The sequence below is a fragment of the Microcystis wesenbergii NRERC-220 genome (assembly GCF_032027425.1).
In the GTDB taxonomy this organism is placed as follows: domain Bacteria; phylum Cyanobacteriota; class Cyanobacteriia; order Cyanobacteriales; family Microcystaceae; genus Microcystis; species Microcystis wesenbergii_A.
Genome location: NZ_JAVSJA010000001.1, coordinates 2,903,676 through 2,920,970 on the forward strand (window position 1 = coordinate 2,903,676; position 17,295 = coordinate 2,920,970).

At 43.2% G+C, this 17,295-nt stretch carries 17 protein-coding genes and 2 pseudogenes; 7 read left to right on the plus strand and 12 right to left on the minus strand.

Annotated features, from left to right (window positions below; translation table 11 throughout):
• Positions 1 to 12: 12 nt before the first annotated feature.
• Together asnB and nadB are read right to left on the minus strand one after the other, a co-directional pair.
• Positions 13 to 1,929 carry an asparagine synthase (glutamine-hydrolyzing) gene (gene asnB / locus RAM70_RS14420; RefSeq protein ID WP_312674328.1) on the minus strand — a complete coding sequence of 639 codons (1,917 nt, stop codon included), beginning with the start codon at positions 1,927 to 1,929 and terminating at the stop codon, positions 13 to 15.
• 5 nt (positions 1,930 to 1,934) lie between these two features.
• The gene (nadB, locus tag RAM70_RS14425; protein WP_080754234.1) at positions 1,935 to 3,650 is read right to left on the minus strand and encodes an L-aspartate oxidase; all 1,716 of its coding nucleotides are present in this window, start codon (positions 3,648 to 3,650) and stop codon (positions 1,935 to 1,937) included.
• Between the two features lie 352 nt (positions 3,651 to 4,002).
• Here nadB and RAM70_RS14430 point away from each other — a divergent pair, with 352 nt between their 5' ends.
• A complete protein-coding gene (locus tag RAM70_RS14430) occupies positions 4,003 to 4,305 on the plus strand; it encodes an aminotransferase class V-fold PLP-dependent enzyme (protein WP_045356799.1) in 303 nt (100 codons plus the stop codon).
• A gap of 44 nt (positions 4,306 to 4,349) precedes the next feature.
• Positions 4,350 to 4,571, plus strand: a complete 222-nt coding sequence (locus tag RAM70_RS14435; protein WP_288002419.1) for a hypothetical protein — start codon at positions 4,350 to 4,352, stop codon at positions 4,569 to 4,571.
• A gap of 63 nt (positions 4,572 to 4,634) precedes the next feature.
• Here the strand turns inward: RAM70_RS14435 and RAM70_RS14440 are convergent, their stop codons facing one another.
• A complete protein-coding gene (locus RAM70_RS14440) occupies positions 4,635 to 5,102 on the minus strand; it encodes a transposase family protein (RefSeq protein WP_045356812.1) in 468 nt (155 codons plus the stop codon).
• Between the two features lie 18 nt (positions 5,103 to 5,120).
• The gene (locus RAM70_RS14445; protein ID WP_045356815.1) at positions 5,121 to 5,624 is read right to left on the minus strand and encodes a helix-turn-helix domain-containing protein; all 504 of its coding nucleotides are present in this window, start codon (positions 5,622 to 5,624) and stop codon (positions 5,121 to 5,123) included.
• A 114-nt stretch (positions 5,625 to 5,738) separates the two neighbouring features.
• Between RAM70_RS14445 and RAM70_RS22985 the strand changes: the two genes are divergently transcribed.
• On the plus strand, positions 5,739 to 6,071 hold the full coding sequence (locus RAM70_RS22985) for a hypothetical protein (RefSeq protein WP_376750884.1): 333 nt from the start codon (positions 5,739 to 5,741) through the stop codon (positions 6,069 to 6,071).
• A gap of 37 nt (positions 6,072 to 6,108) precedes the next feature.
• Positions 6,109 to 6,393, plus strand: coding sequence for a transposase family protein (locus RAM70_RS14450; protein ID WP_238567736.1), 285 nt, complete (start codon positions 6,109 to 6,111; stop codon positions 6,391 to 6,393).
• Between the two features lie 362 nt (positions 6,394 to 6,755).
• Here RAM70_RS14450 and RAM70_RS14455 read toward each other — a convergent pair whose 3' ends face one another.
• From RAM70_RS14455 to RAM70_RS14485, 7 genes and pseudogenes are all read right to left on the minus strand, one after another.
• A complete protein-coding gene (locus RAM70_RS14455; protein WP_045356818.1) occupies positions 6,756 to 7,202 on the minus strand; it encodes a carboxysome distribution maintenance protein McdB in 447 nt (148 codons plus the stop codon).
• Complete coding sequence (locus RAM70_RS14460) at positions 7,199 to 7,972, minus strand: ParA family protein (RefSeq protein ID WP_045356821.1); 774 nt, start codon at positions 7,970 to 7,972, stop codon at positions 7,199 to 7,201. Before RAM70_RS14460 ends, RAM70_RS14455 begins: the two co-directional genes overlap by 4 nt.
• 143 nt (positions 7,973 to 8,115) lie before the next feature.
• Positions 8,116 to 8,394: pseudogene (locus RAM70_RS23140) on the minus strand (AcrVA2 family anti-CRISPR protein); the annotation flags it as partial.
• A 234-nt stretch (positions 8,395 to 8,628) separates the two neighbouring features.
• Positions 8,629 to 9,712: pseudogene (locus RAM70_RS14465) on the minus strand (ISAzo13-like element transposase-related protein).
• A 305-nt stretch (positions 9,713 to 10,017) separates the two neighbouring features.
• Positions 10,018 to 10,707, minus strand: a complete 690-nt coding sequence (locus RAM70_RS14475) for a mechanosensitive ion channel family protein (RefSeq protein ID WP_376750885.1) — start codon at positions 10,705 to 10,707, stop codon at positions 10,018 to 10,020.
• Positions 10,708 to 10,818: 111 nt separating this feature from the next.
• Positions 10,819 to 10,968 (minus strand): hypothetical protein, encoded by a 150-nt coding sequence (locus RAM70_RS14480; RefSeq protein ID WP_288001133.1) that lies wholly within the window; start codon positions 10,966 to 10,968, stop codon positions 10,819 to 10,821.
• Between the two features lie 9 nt (positions 10,969 to 10,977).
• Entirely contained in the window at positions 10,978 to 11,628 is a 651-nt protein-coding gene (locus RAM70_RS14485; RefSeq protein WP_312674338.1) for a nitroreductase family protein, read from the minus strand.
• A gap of 206 nt (positions 11,629 to 11,834) precedes the next feature.
• On the opposite strand from RAM70_RS14485, the gene RAM70_RS14490 reads away from it, so the two are divergent.
• Positions 11,835 to 13,259 carry a PP2C family protein-serine/threonine phosphatase gene (locus RAM70_RS14490; protein WP_045356827.1) on the plus strand — a complete coding sequence of 475 codons (1,425 nt, stop codon included), beginning with the start codon at positions 11,835 to 11,837 and terminating at the stop codon, positions 13,257 to 13,259.
• Between the two features lie 13 nt (positions 13,260 to 13,272).
• On the opposite strand, the gene RAM70_RS14495 is transcribed toward RAM70_RS14490, so the two are convergent.
• Positions 13,273 to 14,514, minus strand: a complete 1,242-nt coding sequence (locus RAM70_RS14495) for an AmpG family muropeptide MFS transporter (protein ID WP_045356830.1) — start codon at positions 14,512 to 14,514, stop codon at positions 13,273 to 13,275.
• Between the two features lie 308 nt (positions 14,515 to 14,822).
• Here RAM70_RS14495 and RAM70_RS14500 point away from each other — a divergent pair, with 308 nt between their 5' ends.
• Together RAM70_RS14500 and RAM70_RS14505 are read left to right on the plus strand one after the other, a co-directional pair.
• Positions 14,823 to 15,443 (plus strand): GNAT family N-acetyltransferase, encoded by a 621-nt coding sequence (locus RAM70_RS14500; RefSeq protein ID WP_045356833.1) that lies wholly within the window; start codon positions 14,823 to 14,825, stop codon positions 15,441 to 15,443.
• Between the two features lie 422 nt (positions 15,444 to 15,865).
• Entirely contained in the window at positions 15,866 to 17,278 is a 1,413-nt protein-coding gene (locus tag RAM70_RS14505) for an LCP family protein (protein ID WP_045356835.1), read from the plus strand.
• Positions 17,279 to 17,295 lie beyond the last annotated feature (17 nt).

The following is a 17,295-nucleotide window of genomic DNA, read 5'->3' on the forward strand; positions in this document are numbered from 1 at the left end:
TTAGACTATCAATTAAGTTAGTCCAAAACGTTCTTGAAGACAACAAGCACTGAGCATTTTCATCAATGTAACATCTATTGACGCTTGCTGGCTTTCGCTCATTTCTGGTAGTTGATCAAGTAATTCAATCACCGCTTTATGATTATAAAAAGGAACAGCAGCCATTGCCGAACTACGAAGAGTATCTTGCATAAATTGATGCAAGGGTTGCTGGGGTTGAAAACTTGAAGGTGGAACCAGAAAAGGATGCTTCTGTCGAGAATAAATGGTTTCTGTAATAAAAGGACGGGTAGCTTCTCGCAAGATATATTTTTCGGTCAACCCATTAATTTTTAAAGTAATTGGTAGCCGACCAATAAATTCTACAACTTGATGATCCAAAAAAGGTAAGCGTCCTTCCAAAGAATGAGCCATCTCTACTCCATCCCCAAGCATTCTCAAAATATAATTAGGTAAGTGAGTTTTTGACCATAAATACAAAGATTGATTAACTGGTTCTCGTTGTTGAAGTTGTCCGACAAAATCGATATTATTTAAAAATAAACGATAAGCATCTCGCTGCCTAAAGCGATTACGAAACGCGGCGGAATAAACTGGAACAGATTTGAGTCGGACTCTTCTTTCCATCCAAGCTGGGGTGAATCCTAAACTATTAGAAATACTTGCCAGATATTGAGTTTCTACCGCGCCAAATTGACCAGGAGAAATTTTATTTTTTTGTTGTAATTCTTCTAAAAGGTTTTGTCTTCTCGACTCTGCTAACCCTTGAGTTACATGACGCAACATATCTACACAAAAATGAATATAGCCACCGAAAATTTCGTCTGCACCTTCTCCAGTCAGTACAACTTTATATCCGGCATTTCTGGCGGCACGACTCAAAATATACTTGGCGGTTGTGTGCGCGTTATAACAAAGCATTTCACCCTGACAAACGGCATCAGCAAAATTCTCGGCTAAGTCAGATTGAGTAATAGGAACAACTTGGAGATTCGCTCCTGCGTATTGAGCAGTTTCAGCAGCAATGGCTTGTTCATTATATTCAGTGCGCTCAAAACTAAGGGTAAATGCCTGAATCGATTGAGTAGTATAACGAGATGCCATGCCTAATATAGCTGATGAATCTAAACCACCACTGAGATAACAGCCAACCGGAACATCTGCTCTTAAACGAAGTCGAATTGCTTCATCAAGAATTTCTCGCAGTTCTTCCACATATTCTTGTGCTGAAATTTGCGGTTTTTTGGTCTCAATTTGGGGATAATCAAAATCCCAGTAACGATGTAGTTGGATGCCTGCGTCTGAAGCAAGCATAAAATAGCCTGGTGGCACTTGATAAATATTAGAAAATAGGGTATTGTGCGGTGGTAAAACACCACTGTCAAGCAAATGAAATGATTCCCAATCCCAAGCAGCAGGGACTCCGGCTGCTAGGATTGCTTTGATTTCAGAGGCGAGGTAAAGAGTGTCTTGATATATGGTATAATATAGGGGTTTGATGCCAAATCGATCGCGGGCAGCAAATACAAGTTGGTTGCGTTCGTCCCACAAAACAAAGGCAAATTCACCCCGCAAATAAGATAAACACTGGGTGCCAAAACGATCATAAAGATGCAAAGCAATTTCACTATCAGACTTGGTTTGTAGCGAATATCCCCATTGCTTTAATTGTCGCTGAATTCGTTCAAAATCATAAAATTCTCCATTGGCAATAATTCGTAAACTACCATCGCGATTAGCAATCGGTTGATTGCCAGAATTAAGATCAATAATGCTGAGCCGAGTATGTCCCAAGCCAATCCGAAAATTGTCAGCAATCCAGATACTTTGTTGATCGGGTCCGCGATGTTTTAGTGACAATACTGATCGCCTAAGCTGAGATTCTGCAATTATCCCTTTGAAACCAAATAAGGCAACAATACCACACATAAATTTTAATCTTTTTTGGTAGGAACTGAAGTACAGCAATCACCTTTGATGACAGTATGAACTTGCCACTCAGAGTTATTTTCTGGATAGTCTAAGCGGTAATGTCCACCCCGGCTTTCGGTGCGAAATGTAGCACTTTGGAGAAGCAAATAGGCGACATCTAATAAGTTCAAGATTGCCGCTAAAGACTTTAAGTATTCGGCAACTTCTCGGGAGGTAAATTGAACACATTGTTGAGGCTTTAGGTTTAGCAAATATTGACTAATTTTCCAGTTTTTTAACTCATATTGCCAAGTTTTGACAGTTGCCATCGCAGATTCCATAACGGTTTGGGTACGACAAATCCCAGCACTATTCCACATTAAAGCCGCTAAATCCTGTCGGTAGGTAGCAAGGCGATCAGCAGATGGAGCAACCCGATCGTTAATTTCAATTTGCTCTAGGAATACTGGTTCTGGGGATGAGGGGAAATTTTGATTTATTTCCTCAGACAAATCGTCTTCAATTTTAGCTAATTGGGAAGCAAAAACCAAGCATTCTAACAAGGAATTACTCGCCAACCGATTAGCGCCGTGAACGCCCGTACTTGCCGTTTCCCCAATGGCATATAACCCAGAAATTGAGGTACGATTCATCACATCACAGGCAATGCCTCCCATCCAATAATGGGCAGCGGGGGCAATCGGTATCAACTCGTTAAAAACATCAATTCCCCATTGCTGACACACTTGAATAATATTGGGAAACCGATGGCGAATTTTGTTAGGTTCTATCGGTCGCATATCTAAATAAACATGGGCATTGGCAGGATTTTCGGCAGTTTTTTGCAAGTGAAAATATATCGCCCGACTAACCACATCTCGATGCGCTAATTCTCCAGAAGGGTGATAATCAAAGGCAAAGCGTCGCCCCTCCTGATCGACTAAATGAGCCCCCTCTCCCCGTACTGCTTCACTAATTAAGAAGTGAGGTGCCCCCGGTTTCATTAATGCAGTGGGATGGAATTGGAAAAACTCCAGATCTCGAACTATTGCCCCGGCCCGCCAAGCGATCGCTATTCCATCTCCGGTACTCCCGACTGGGTTGGTGGTTTTGGCAAAAATCTGACCACCGCCACCCGTCGCCAACACCACCGCTTTTGCTTGAATCCAAGAAATTTGGTTTTGGGAGAGAATACTTATTCCCTGACAGTGGCGGGTTTGGGCGTTCAACCACAAACTCAGGGTAACGGCTTGGGAGAGAACTTGAATGTTGGGGCGTTCCAACACCGCCGCAACCAATACGTCCACAATTGCCCGCCCAGTAGTATCACGAGAGTGCAAAACTCGAGGATGAGAATGGGCCGCTTCCAAGGTGGTGGCTAAATTTTCCCCCTGGCGGTCAAAATTAACCCCCAGGTTCAGCAAAAAGGCGATCGCTTCAGTAGCATGATTCACCAAAAACTCTACCGCTTCGGGATCGCATAATCCCACTCCCGCTTTTAATGTATCTTCCAAATGTTGGTTGGGCGTATCTGGAGGATAGATAGCGGCAGCAATTCCCCCCTGCGCCCACGGACTAGAACCACTTTTAAGGTCATCTTTTGTTACCAATCCCACCCGTAAATGAGAGGGAATGCAAAGGCTAGCATAAAGTCCGGCAGCGCCACTACCGACCACCAAAACATCAAATTGATTCGGTACTTCTTTGATGGAGCTTGGGGAGTTGGGGGTTTGTTTCATGTTGTATTTAGCTTCAGATTTATATATATAGCGGTTTTCACAGAAGTGAGTCCCGATTGAAACTCTGAAACGCCTATCTATCAAGGGATTTACTATACCTTATTAGACTGAAACCCGCTATAGTATAATTTACAGTATATCACCAAATAAACTCTTAAGCAATAGCAATGGGGCTCTTCTCGTTTCTGTGTGGAAGGAAGAAGAATAGGGATAATTTTCCAGAAGTATAATCTTCAAAGCCTTGCCTAGCAAGACCCCTACGAATTGTGCGCACTGATTATAATAGAAAGTCGAGAAGACCGGCAATGTTTGTGAGTCGGGTGTTACTGAATTAACTCAACGATTTAAGTTTATGCGCGAAAGTGTAACATCCTATCGACAGCAATTTCTCGGTTTGGAGAAAAAAGCTTACTTTAATTATGGGGGACAAGGACTGCTTCCCCGAACTGCTCTAGATGCTATCTATTGCTGCTATCAAAAGTTACAGGAAGATGATCCTTTTTCTCGTCGAATCAATAATGATAAAACAGGTTTTTTGACGGAATTATCTCAGGCAACCCGTACTATTATTGCTTCCGAATTAGGGGTGACACCGGAGACGATTACTTTAACGGAAAATGTAACCGTTGGTTGTAATATTAGACTTGTTGTGTAATAGTGGCATAATGGGGAAGAAACAATGATTGGATATCCCCTTGAATGCTGAACATTGGCCGAATATTGCATCAAGATAGACTCTTGAGAGCGACCACAGGACTCAATAGAAGAGCGTTTGAGACCTTGTTAGAGAAATTTGAACAGGTGTATTTGGCGGAAGCAGACAACAGGGAAAAGCCAAGAAAAAGAAAAATCGGAGCTGGCAGGAAAGCTAGATTGCAAAGCATCAAAGAGAAATTATTAGACATCTCCAAAAATTTATAAGTCAGTCACAGCAAGGAAGACAGGCAGATTAGACCAAGAGTCAAAATTAGCTCTAAAAACCGATTAATCAGGGTTTAAAGAGACAAAATCGAATTTTGACGGAAAACTATGGCTAATTATAACGTCAATTACTTCCCCTGATTGCTCCCATTCTATTACTTCTAAAATTAGCGCACTAATTCTCAATCTTACTAAGCCACAAACGGTCAGTAAAACCGATTTATATCGACTTTTATTTAATCTAAATCTTTCTTGAACCACTTTAAATACTTTGATAACTCGAATTAAATGCTCAACAAAAATTCGCCGAGATGATAAAACTTTATTTTCTTTAATTTGATTCTCGGTTAATTCTACGTTCTTAGGTTTTTTATCAGAAGTTCTGATTTGATTTTCTTCCAGGTAAGCTTTATCTCCAATAAAAGTTTGTTGAGAATCGAATTTGCTTAAAGTTTGCCCACAGATTTTTATATCGCTCGTCGGACCAGGTTGACCAATAACTACATCAACAATATCTTCAGCTTTTGGCAAGACAATAAATTGACTTTTTCAAGTATGTCTTCTTTGCTTTCCCGAATAATATATTTTTTGTTCTTGATAATCGGTCGGCCTCTCCAGGAACTGTTCTGCGCTATCGACAATCAACTCATAATTCCTTAATTGTTCAATTATTATTTCCTCTTCTTGGCACTTCTTTATTTGTTCTAACAAACTTGGCGGTAACTCTCCTTCAAAAAGTTTTTGCCAATAGGTAAAGATATTATGAGCCGTTGATTCACTCACTTGAAACATTAGTCCTAAGATTTGAAAGCTTAGATGATGTCTTAAATAAACCAACATTAGAACAATTTGTTCCTCTTCTGACAATTTAGGAGGTGTTCCGCTTCCTGGTTGATTAATCCTAATTTTGGTTTTTTCGATTTCTGATTGGTTTTTCCGATGTATAAGTTTTCCAAGGGCCATCAGTTGTTCTAGTTGTTGGTAGTCAATCCCTAATAGTCTTTTAGTTTGTTTCGGATATTTTTTAATGTATTGCCAAGGGTAGTTTTTCAAGGCTTTTTTTGAGTTAATATTTGTTTTATTATATCCTATTATTGTGATTTAATTAAATTAGGTCGAGGTCTATTCTATATCCTGTTTTACTTCAAGTGCTATCCAACCTTTGACTTGGCGGCAGTATGGTTCGATTTTGACCGCTCACAAGCGAATAGATGGGTACATCGCCTACAACCAATTTTAGAAAAGGTTTTAGGAGAAAAAAAGGTACTGCCCCTTAGAAAAATCGAGAGGCTCGAGGAATTTATCCAACATTTTCCAGAGGTGAAAGAAGTGATAGTCCCTCGGACCTTCATACCGATAGCTCGTCCCAAAGACGCGGAAAAACAGAAAGAGAACTACTCAGGAAAGAAAAAGCGATGCACCCGAAAAAACCTAGCAGCTAGTGCAGAAGACAAGAGGATTTTGCTGTTAACCCCTAGGAAAGCGCGGAAAAACCCATGATAAAAAGATACAAGAACAAGAAGACTTAATTGGCGGCATCCCTGCTCAAATCCCAGTCTTGGTTGATTCAGGATTTCAGGGAGTGCAAAAACAGTATGTAAATATCCGTTTGCCCCACAAAAAACCGAAGGGAGGAGAGTTAACAGCAGAACAAAAACAAGAAAATCGAGAACTAGCCAAAGAAAGAGTTGTGGGTGAAAATGCTTTTTCTGGGGTGAAAAGATACCGTGCAGTTTCCGATATTTATAGGAATCGTGTAGCTAATTTTGATGCTCAATTAATCTTAACGGCTTATGGAATTTTTATGGGTGCGGCAGCATAAGCATTAATTAAAAGGAGAAGCCAGCTGAACTTCTCACAAAACAATTCATTCGGCTTTTTCTTATGGGAGCAACAAGTCTATTATTTACCCCTACCCCCCGCCTCTATCGCTGCCATTCTCCGCTATTCTCTGACTCAAAGACACGGTCTCCACGGTCTGGGCTGATTATCGACGTACCGATTGGTTTCGGAGATCATCAGACCTCTACCTAATATTATCTCAAGACTAAAAGGTTTTCTAGTGGAGAAATCGACCCAATTGACACTCCCATCGCTAAAAGAACGGACTTCTACTGACACTAGGACAAAAAAGTGTCTTAATATCAAGACATTAAAACACCTTGACGCTAAAGTATCTTGACATCAAGACTTTAAGAATCTCTCCTGCATCGTTTTGGCTCGTTTATAGTCGGCGATCTCCTTGCGTCGTTGTAGCCGTTGCCGTGCCGTCCTTACCACCTCCTCTAACTCGGTGGGATGAGCATCTAGGTAAAGATAAGCTGCCTCCAGCAGTGTTTCTTTGGTAATTCTCTCGTCCTGACACAACTGACGCAAGGAATCATCGATCGCCCGATCGAGACGGATAGTATTGCGAACTGTCTCGAAATCATCCAGATCTGTTTCGGTATTAGTATCTTGACTCAAAGATGTCTTGCTGTCTTGACTTAAATTTTTTATAGCATCTTGAGTTAATTCAGCAATTTCTTCTTTTGGTTGTGAAGGAATTGGCAGGATTTCTTCGACCACATCGATGCGGGGGGGAACCGAAGGTTTTTTCTTGTTGACCAATCGATCGAGGGCGTTGCTCATCTTTTCTCCTTGGTTTGAGTACCCAGTAATTCGATCACGGCTCGAAAAGAAGTTTCCATGTCTTCGTGGCCGATCTCGCTCAATAGTTTGCCTTGGTTGAGTGCCTGTTTATAGCGTTCGCTCTCCAAGATTGATGGGAAAATTTTCACCCCGGGGGCAACCTCGGCCATGGCGGCAATCGCCGCCGTGCTATCCTTTGAGTGAGAACGACCGAACCAGCGATCTCGAAAAGGAATGACACCGAGTAGCGTTCCGGTGAAAGCCCCTAATTTTGAGAGACTGTCCGCTAGTTCCAGGGTGCGAACCAGAGAATTGACTCCTTTAGTAGAAGCTTCGGCGGGGATCAGCAAATAGTCGGCCGCACCGATGGTGGCAATAGATATCTGTGTCCTGGCCGGGGGGGAGTCGATGATGCAGTAATCAAAATAGTCCGCCGGGAGTTTGAGCCGCGTCCGGAGAATTAGCGCGCCCATCCCACTAGAAGCCAAATACTCTTGGGCATTGCTCAAACCGTCATCTGCGGGGATAAGAAACCTAGAATCGTTGAGGGCATAAACTGCATCCGTCGCCGCTACCGTCCCCTTGATTACCTCCAAAAGCGTCGGCGCATTCGGTTCCACCTCATGACCCGAAAAAAAAGTCAGGTTCGCCTGCGGGTCGGCATCGACCGATAAAACCCTCGCCGTTCGGCCCAGCATTTTACCCAAAAAGAAAGCCGTGGTGGTTTTGCCCTGCCCTCCCGATAAGGATGAGATTACGATGGTTTTCATATTAAGTTCTGACACTATTAAGTCTTGACATCAAGACATATAGGTGAAATAGCATAAGTTAGTCATTTAATCTATACCAACAATAAAAATCTTGAAAAAAGCCGTCAGTCCATCAAAATAGTACACGCTTATTATCTAGCGATTTAGCCATTAACCAGAACCGGCTCGATCCAGATCAGCTTGCGATCGGGTCGTTCTCTGGGGCCGTAGGGTTGCCAACGATAGAAACCCCTACGCCAATGGGTGCGGTACTGACGGTCGGTGCGGACATCGGGATCGGACTCGCTTCTGATGCGATAATCTCGACCGATGATATGGGGGGTCAGCTTGCGGTTGTTGCCGGAGTTTTTGACTAGGGATCGGCTCGACGAGACCGAGAAATCGGACTTTTGCTGTAGGTAAAGAAGAGTTTGAACCAATAAATCCGTGACCTTAGGTGATTTCTGACAAAGAGTTTACCTAATCTAATCAACTTAAAAAATAAGGGGAAAATAGTTAGCGAACACCTTCCGCTAACCTAACTTGATTTTCAAGTTCTAATGACGGTTTTTTGACAAGTAAATAAAAGACAAATATTAGCAGATTAATTCCGCTAATTAAACTTGACTAACTTCAACTTTATTGACCTGTTCCACTCATGAGGACAAAACTATTAATTAGGCCATATTGGGTCGAATAAAAATATCCCACTTCGGCAACTTAGAATCACGTTCTAAATGTCTTTCAACCTCTTTCATCTCTTTTTTCGTTAAGGTAATTCCTTTTTGAGCAACTTTTTGACTCAGGCTAATAATCGGATGTAATCCTTTCCCTGTCATGCTTTTTGCCCAACCTAACAGAGTGTCAACATCCTTTAATAGAGTTCCATTCCAAGGTTGTTCTAAAATTCCCCAACAACGTTCTCTCGGATTATACTTGCTGTGATAAGGCGGAAAATAAAGAAGATGAAATGATTTTTTAATCTGAGCGGCTAACTCTACCATCCTCTTCAAAAATTGAGTTCTCACACCACTATTCTCTAGGCCATTATCCATTTTTATTTGAATAATTTCTGTTGCTTGTTTTTCGGTTTCCCTCAGGGTTTCCCACCATTGATATAGACTATCTACCATAAAGTCACTCGTTTTTTAAGAACCTCCAAAGTTAAGATAAAGTTGTCCCTTATCCTCATCAACAATGCCACAGGGAATAAATTTTTCTTTTTCTCCTAAATCATAACCAAGGACCTGATTATTTCCTCTGGTTTTGCCGCCACGGGAATATTCTCCCAGTTCTACTGTCGCTTTACAGTTCATGCTAATCCGCTTCACTTTTTCCGAATTTTCTTCATCTCTTTTCTTTAAGTTTAAGAAGATAGCATCGGTTTCTGGCATTTTTTTTAGGTTGAGCTTTTACTACTTTTCTTAACCGATAGCCCATTCTATTTAACACCACTGCCCTTGTGCTTAGACAAGGAATTTGACTCTCTTTATATCCCAATAATTTTAATTGTTTTCTCGCCTCAGAAGCCGTCATTCGAGTATCAGCAATGGGGTTATTAAATGTTGGATTTTGTTGTGCGTATGACTCGGCTATTTTTCTTAAAGACTCGGCAGCTTCGGGTTGTTTCTCTTCCCATTTTTTCGCTCCACTATGAGTTGACTGTCGCCCAACACATATTATTCCGCTTCTTTGTTCTTCTAATCCCCATTGGACTGATCGGGAGCCCCCAACCCAAGATTTTTTCCGTTTTTCTGGCATTCCCTTCAAAATACTTTTGACAAATCCTCCCTTGAAAGGCTCGCCGAGAAGCTCCCGTCATCTTTTTAGCTGCAAAACGTAAGTCTTCGATTTGAGAGGGGGTTAAGGCTGTATCTTCTGGCATAGACACCATTTTTTTCTTTCCTACTCGCCATTTCCCCTATTTTAATCTATCAGGTAAGCTAAGACGCATTTAAAGCGCTTATTCTTAAGATTAGCCGAATCTCCCCCAATCCCTTTACTGTTGCCTCTTGCAAGAGTGCCTCTTGCCTCGTCTCAACAAGCAATTTAAATGCGCGGGCAGCTTATCTTCTTGAGCAGAAATCACCCAATAACATTTCTTTTAACGATAGCGGTTTTGAAGGTTTAACTATCTCCTGATCCTGTTCCTTAACTGCCTCAAAACTGTCGGTATTATGCAACCATAACTCTCCCTGGGGAAAAGGAATCGTTATGGCCCGATGACGCAGATTATGCTCGATAATGAAGTGTAGGGAACTTCTCAGAAAAACGGCCTGTTCGACTTTTTCCACCCATACCCACAACTCAAAATTTAAAGCACTATCACCAAAACCGTTAAAAATCACCTTGGGAAGCGGATTAAAGGCAATTTCTCCCGACATATAGGCTGATTGCATCAGAATTTCCGTTACTATCAAAGCATCTGTACCGTAGGCAACTCCCACCGGCACAATGACTCGAATGCGCGAGTCGGTATAATGCCAATTCTGGACGCGATTGCTAGTTAAGATTGTGTTAGGAACGATTAACTCTGCACCATCAACAGTGCGAATGGTGGTAGAACGAATCGATATTTCCCAGATATAACCCTTTGTTTGCTCAAATTCGATAAAATCGCCCACTTTTAACTTGCGTTCCACCAACAAAGTTAAACCACTGGTGAGATTTTTGGTTAACTCCTGCAAACCGAAACCGATACCCACCCCCAAACCACCGGCTAAAACAGTGATCGAAGCGAGATTGAATCCAGTCAATTGTAGGGGGATAATATAACCAAAAGCCCCAAAAGCGAAACTAGCCAGAGTCGCGATCGCTTCTCGATTACCCTCATCAAAACCGATACTTTTCAGCAGACGATTTTTTAGTCAACTTTTAAAAGCGATCGTCAGACAGGTGACAAGAACAAACAGCACAAAAATACTAACAATCCAACCAAGAGTGATGGACACACCCCCAGCGCGCCAAAGGGGAGTGTTAAAAAAGGGCGTTAACCAAGCTGAGGGAGAGAAAATCATCGCTAGAGTTTAGATTTGATAGGGATTACCCAAGCGATCCACAAAAACATTGTAATCTAAGGGTAAACGACCCGGATTAAGCCGCGGTTCCGCCGCGTAACCGATGGGAACGACAACAGCGATCGCCAGATGGGGATGATCGGCAGCACCAATCACAGCTTTTACCTTGTCCTCGATCCAACCGTTGAGAAAACAACTAGATAAACCGAGACTTTCGGCAGCTAAAACCAGATGAGTAGCGGCGATCATGGCATCTTTAATCGCGTATTCCCGGGTTTTTTCGCCTAAATTCTTTTGAAATACCGGGATTGCCTGTTGAAAATATTTTACCGTGCCTTCGTTCCAGGCACCTGTACTGAGAGCCTGTTCATAGATAGGAGTTAGCTCTCCTCCTCCTGCGGCAGCATCGGCAGCGAAAACAAAAGTAACCGGCGCTTGGATAATTTGCTTTTGTCCCCAAGCGGCCTCGGCTAAAGCGGCCTTTTGTGCCTCATCTTGTACTAAAATAATTCGCCAATCTTGGATGTTGAAACTACTAGGTGCGGCAACGGTTAATTCTACTAGGGTTTTCAGCAGTTCTGGGGCGATCGGATCGGTGGTAAAAGTTTTAATGGAACGACGTTGATTAATCGCCGTGGGAACATCGAGAGGCAAGGTCATAAAGTCAGTTGATTGAGTTACATATTCCTAATTATTATAGGGTCAAGCTATCAGCCTCAGTCTTAGGTGTGAAAAAACAGAAATAGTAAAACATCAGGGTTAAATTGTGGCGGTCAGGAAAAGATCGACTATACTGTTAAACTTAAACAGGTCATAACCCAATGACCATCTAGCTATAATCATGTCACCGCCACAAAAATCATTTTATGCTTTCTGAGCCGGAACCGAGGGACACCCTCACCACTGCCACCGTCAATATGGGCGATCACAGTACCGATATCAAGCCAATTTTAGCCTTAAAAGAGTTGGTCGCCAGTTTATATCGCGAACAAAACAAAGTTCAAAATCTCTTAAGTTCCCTCGGGTTTGCCCTGCGGAGTTTCAATAATTTAAACCAATTCCTCGATCTTACCCCCTTGATGGCCGCACGAGTGGCAGACGCGGAGGGAGGGGCGTTGATTTTGAGCAAAAATAACGGTCAAGTGGCGCTTGATCAGCTGCATTGCCAAGATAATCAAATTAATGGGGAACTACGCCGACAATTAGAGGCAATTATCCGACAATTAAACCAAGAAGCGGCACTTGAGAATAAAAATAATCGATCGCTTCTCGATAGTCTCGACCATAAAATCCGGCAAACTCTCGGACAGGGTACGCAGGTTTATAGTACACCTGTTTTGATAAAAAACAGTGAGCGGGGGCGTTTATACGTTTTCAGTCGCGATCCCGATTATGGTTGGACACCCACCCGTCGTAAACTGTTGCAGCTAGTGGCCGATCAAACGGCGGTGGCTATAGCTAATAATGAATTAACGGTCGAATTACGGGCCAAGGAACGTCAGGATCGAGAGTTAGAAATCGCTTCCGAAATCCAAAATCGTCTTTTACCCCGGCAATGTCCGAAAATTCAGGGGGTAGAATTGGCAGCCCACTGCAAAACGGCTAATCGCGTTGGTGGCGATTATTATGATTTTATCCCCTGCAACTACGATCAATTTAAACCGGCAAGGGAGGCGGAAATGGAAGCTAGTACCGCTCCTTGGAGTATAGTGATCGGTGATGTCATGGGTAAAGGTGTCCCAGCAGGATTATTGATGACCATGACCCGGGGAATGTTGCGAGCGGAAGTGTTAAATCGTCACTCCCCGGCCCAGATTTTGCGTCATCTCAATCGGGTTATGTATGCCGATCTCGATAATTCTCATCGTTTCGTGACATTATTTTATTCCGAGTATGATCCCCTGACGCGTCGTCTTGGCTACAGTAATGCTGCCCATTATCCCACCCTCCGGTGGCGGGCCAAAACGGGAGAGTTAGAGTCTCTCGACACGGAAGGGACATTAGTTGGTTTAGAGGCCGATTCTATCTATGATGATGCCCAAGTGCAATTAGAAGCGGGAGATACACTGATTTATTATACCGATGGCTTTACCGATGCAGTTAACTCGAAAGGGGAAAGATTTGATCAGAAAAATTGGCTATCGGCAGTTAAGGAAGCCTGTCAACAGTACACCGATCCCGAACAGATTCTCGAATATTTATTTGGGAAAGTTGCCGCTTTTACCGGGTTGGAAAATGACGGTAGCGACGATATGACTTTAGTAGTTATGCGAGTGAAATCGGAGGAATAAATCATCAATTAGCTCAATTCTCCTCTTGCCAAGGGGCAAATAAAGGCAATAAAGCTAACCCAGGTAAAGCGGCAATTACCGTGATTAAAAAGAACCACTGCCAACCGATCACCTCGGCTACAACTCCGGCGGGAGCCACCAAAATATCGCGACTAAAAGCCATTAAACTTGATAAGAGGGCGTACTGAGTAGCGGTAAAACGAGCATTACAAAGACTCATTAAAAAAGCCACAAAAGCGGCAGTGCCTAAGCCGCCGCAGAAATTTTCAATATTAATAGCTAAGACCATAAAAGGATAGTTTTGCCCTAAATTTGCTAAAATAAAATAGGCTAAATTACTAAGAGCTTGCAAGACACCAAAAATCCAGAGCGATCGATTAATTCCCCAACGACTTAACAGGGAACCACCTAATAAAACTCCCACCATAGTTGCTATCATGCCCAGGCCGCCTTGGATCGCCCCGATAGCGGTTTGACTGAAACCAGTTTTTAAGAGAAAAGGAGTCACCATATTATTAACTAAAGCATCCCCTAAACGATAGAGAACAATAAAGGCGAGAATGCCGATTCCTTGACCGAATCGATAGCGTTGAAAAAACTCTTGGAAAGGCAACCAAACCGCCTCTAAAAGGGTTTGGGGATGATCATCTCTAGGGGTAGTAGCTGGGGCGAAAAAAGACCAAATAATCGTTAAAGCCATTAATCCCGCTAGGAAAAGATAGACGAGGGGCCAGGGAAAGTGATCGGCTAAAATTAAAGCGATCGAACCAGTTAAAATTAAAGCCAAACGATAACCTAAAACCCCGATCGCCACCCCAGCACCCATCTCCCATTTTTCTAAAATATCTGTGCGATAGGCATCGTAGGCAATATCTTGGCTGGCACTAAAAAAAGCAATCAGTAAAGCATTAATTGCCAATAATTCTAAAGATTGTTTTGGTTGTTGAAAAGCCATAAAACCAATCGCTAAAGTTAAACAAATTTGAGCGATTAAAATCCAACCGCGACGACGACCAAGCAGCGGGGGAAGATAGCGATCGAGTAAGGGAGACCAAAGAAATTTGAGAGAGTAGGGGAGGGTGACTAAACTAAATAAACCGATCGATTTCAGATCAACTCCTTCGGTGGTCATCCAAGCTTGCAGGGTGCGACTGGTGAGCAACAAGGGCAATCCGGAAGCAAAACCTAAGAATAACAAAGCCGCCATTTTTTGACTGCGGAACACTTGCAAATAAGCGGAAATTTCTTTGATCATGGAGGGGGGATAGGAGGATAGATTAGATTAAAGAATATAGTTAATTGACCCAAAAAGAAAGAGATTAGTTCTGACCAGCATCATCCCCTCTTAACCATTGCCCGGCGATCAAAAAAAATTACCGAAAAATAGCGGTCTTTCCCCCAACTGGGGCTATAGGCAGTAGAATGGATGAGATTTTGATTCAGTAGTCTTGAAAAATTGCGGTATTCTCCCTAAGATAGATGCTTGATTCTCCCAACTAGCTCCCACCCCTATTTACCTTTCCCGGATAAGGACTGCCATCCCCACCTTCCCCGCCGACTCCTGTGATTAAAGTGGACTCCTGTTTTATCTCATACCTATTGTCTAACCCCTCTGACTCGGAAGCGACCGGTGACACTGCCACCATTACCGTCGAGGTGCGTTTGGCCCAAAGCCAAGATCTCAAAAGCTTGGCGGAGATTCTCACCGATAGTTTTTTCCCCACGGCCAATTATTGGTCTTTTCTGCGTCCCATCTTTAAATTAGGCATTTACGAGGACTTACGGGGACGATTGCGCGGCGATACTCCTCACTATCACTGTCTGGTAGTCAGTCAAACCAGTGTCACCGCCACGGGTTCTCAGGAAGTTATTGTCGCTACGGCGGAAATCAGCTTAAAATCCAGTTCTTTTTTGGCTGTTCCCATTCCTTATATTTCTAATTTAGCCGTTAGTCCCGATCGCCGGCGTGCTGGTCTGGCCCGGAGATTGCTGCTCAAGTGTGAACAGATCGCTAGAGAATGGGGTTTTGAGGAACTTTCCCTCCATGTTCTCGATAATAACCTAGCGGCCCAGTCACTCTACTTAAGTAGCGGTTATCGTCTGCAAAAAACCGACGGTTGGTTGAGCAATTGGTTATTTAATCGACCACAAAAGTTATTTCTGCACAAGAAAATCAGCCAATGAGGAGATAGGAGATAGGAGACAGGATTCGGTCGTCAGGATTCGGTCGTCAGGATTCGGTCGTCAGGATTCGGTCGTCAGGATTCGGTCGTCAGGAGATTATTTTTATTTATTCTCCCCATTTCCCCACACCCCACACCCCACACCCGTTCGGACCTCGGCGTGAGCTTTTGTCGAACGCAAAAGCTCACGGCCGAAGCCCACACCCCACTTCCCCACTCCCCGCTCCCACGAAACAAACCCTAGATATTTGTACAAAATTGAGATGCAGAACGATTATAGGGAAAAATTCTGCTATATTATCTGCTAACTCTCTAAAAAACCCGATTAGTTTCGTAATATTTTCCGGGTATCTGAGAAAACAAATAGTTTATCTCTTTAAATATGGTTTTAGGGAGATATTTAGTGATTGTGTGAGGCAATTTGTGGTTAATAAGACAAAATCAAGGCTTAAAAGCGGAAAATCAAGCAAATTAGCGGCTAAACCTGTTAAAAAGCGGCGATTGTCCGGTAAATGGTTCCTGACAGCCCTAGGCTTCACCGGCTGCGCCCTAGTTTCCGCTACGGCGGGGGCTATGTTGGCTGTGTCTCTCTCCTCCACACCTTTGCGACAAACTGCTCTTAGTCCCGAAGAAGCCGCCGCTTTTAACAATCAGCAGGCCATATCCTATCAAAATCTGCAACTTCCCGCCCTCAACCGTCCCGTTAATATTCTGGTAGTTGGCGCGAAAGTGTTGACATCCGATGTCAAGGAGGCACAAACCCCAGATCTGGGTTATCATGCCCCGGTTAATTCCTTGGCTGGTTTAACCGATACCATGCTGTTACTGCGTTTTGACCCCCAAAGACAGAAGTTAACCATGCTTTCCATACCCCGGGATACCCGCACCGATATCGAGGGTTACGGGGAGAAAAAAATCAATGAAGCTAACGCCATCGGGGGACCTGCTTTAACGGCGGAAACGGTTAGTCATCTTTTGGACGGAGTGGCTATCGATCGCTATGTTCGCATTAATGTGCAGGGTGTGGAAAAATTAATTGATGCTTTGGGGGGGGTGACGGTATATGTTCCCAAAGACATGAAGTACAAAGATTTTAGTCAACACCTCTACATTGACCTGAAAAAAGGGGAACAACACCTCAACGGCGAGAAATTCCTCCAGTTTGCCCGTTTTCGTTACGATGCTAACGGCGATATCGGTCGTATCCAACGACAACAGCAATTAATGCGGTCTTTAGTGGAACAAACCCTAAAACCAGCAACTTTATTGAAAATTCCCGATATTATCGAGGTTATCCGCAATCATATCGATACTAATCTCAGTTTAGAGGAGTTACTCGCCCTAGCCGGCTTTGCCTCCAAAACTCAGCGCGCTGATGTGCAAATGCTACTGCTACCCGGAGACTTTAATGGTGATGGTCGGCAGGGGATCAGTTATTGGTTGCCCAATCAAAGTAAAATTCAAGAGCTAGTGGCTCAACATTTTAACCACGGCTCTTTTATGGCTGACATTGAGGAAACGACGCAACCGACTCGCATAGCTGTGGAAGACAGCACCGATAATCCAGAAGCGGTGCAAACTCTAGTCAGATATCTGCGCTCATTGGGTTATGAAAATGTTTTTGTCTCTAAGTCTTCATCGCCAATTCTAGAAACTACCAAAATTATTGCTCAAAAAGGGGATAATTCCCTCGCTTCTGACCTGCATAACAGTCTTGGTGTCGGGGAAGTTTTGGTGGAAAGTACGGGGAATCTCGCTTCTGATGTGACGATTAAAACCGGTCAAGATTGGCAAGAAAAGTCAGCTAATCTTTCTGAGCCATCCCTAGGCAACTAAGAAAAAAATCAAATTTA

Bases quoted from the DNA above. Each gene is read 5' to 3' on its own strand.
- asnB (WP_312674328.1), bottom strand. From the start codon at position 1,929: ATGTGTGGTATTGTTGCCTTATTTGGTTTCAAAGGGATAATTGCAGAA.
- nadB (WP_080754234.1), bottom strand. From the start codon at position 3,650: ATGAAACAAACCCCCAACTCCCCAAGCTCCATCAAAGAAGTACCGAAT.
- RAM70_RS14430 (WP_045356799.1), top strand. From the start codon at position 4,003: ATGCGCGAAAGTGTAACATCCTATCGACAGCAATTTCTCGGTTTGGAG.
- RAM70_RS14435 (WP_288002419.1), top strand. From the start codon at position 4,350: ATGCTGAACATTGGCCGAATATTGCATCAAGATAGACTCTTGAGAGCG.
- RAM70_RS14455 (WP_045356818.1), bottom strand. From the start codon at position 7,202: ATGAGCAACGCCCTCGATCGATTGGTCAACAAGAAAAAACCTTCGGTT.
- RAM70_RS14460 (WP_045356821.1), bottom strand. From the start codon at position 7,972: ATGAAAACCATCGTAATCTCATCCTTATCGGGAGGGCAGGGCAAAACC.
- RAM70_RS14480 (WP_288001133.1), bottom strand. From the start codon at position 10,968: ATGATTTTCTCTCCCTCAGCTTGGTTAACGCCCTTTTTTAACACTCCC.
- RAM70_RS14485 (WP_312674338.1), bottom strand. From the start codon at position 11,628: ATGACCTTGCCTCTCGATGTTCCCACGGCGATTAATCAACGTCGTTCC.
- RAM70_RS14490 (WP_045356827.1), top strand. From the start codon at position 11,835: ATGCTTTCTGAGCCGGAACCGAGGGACACCCTCACCACTGCCACCGTC.
- RAM70_RS14495 (WP_045356830.1), bottom strand. From the start codon at position 14,514: ATGATCAAAGAAATTTCCGCTTATTTGCAAGTGTTCCGCAGTCAAAAA.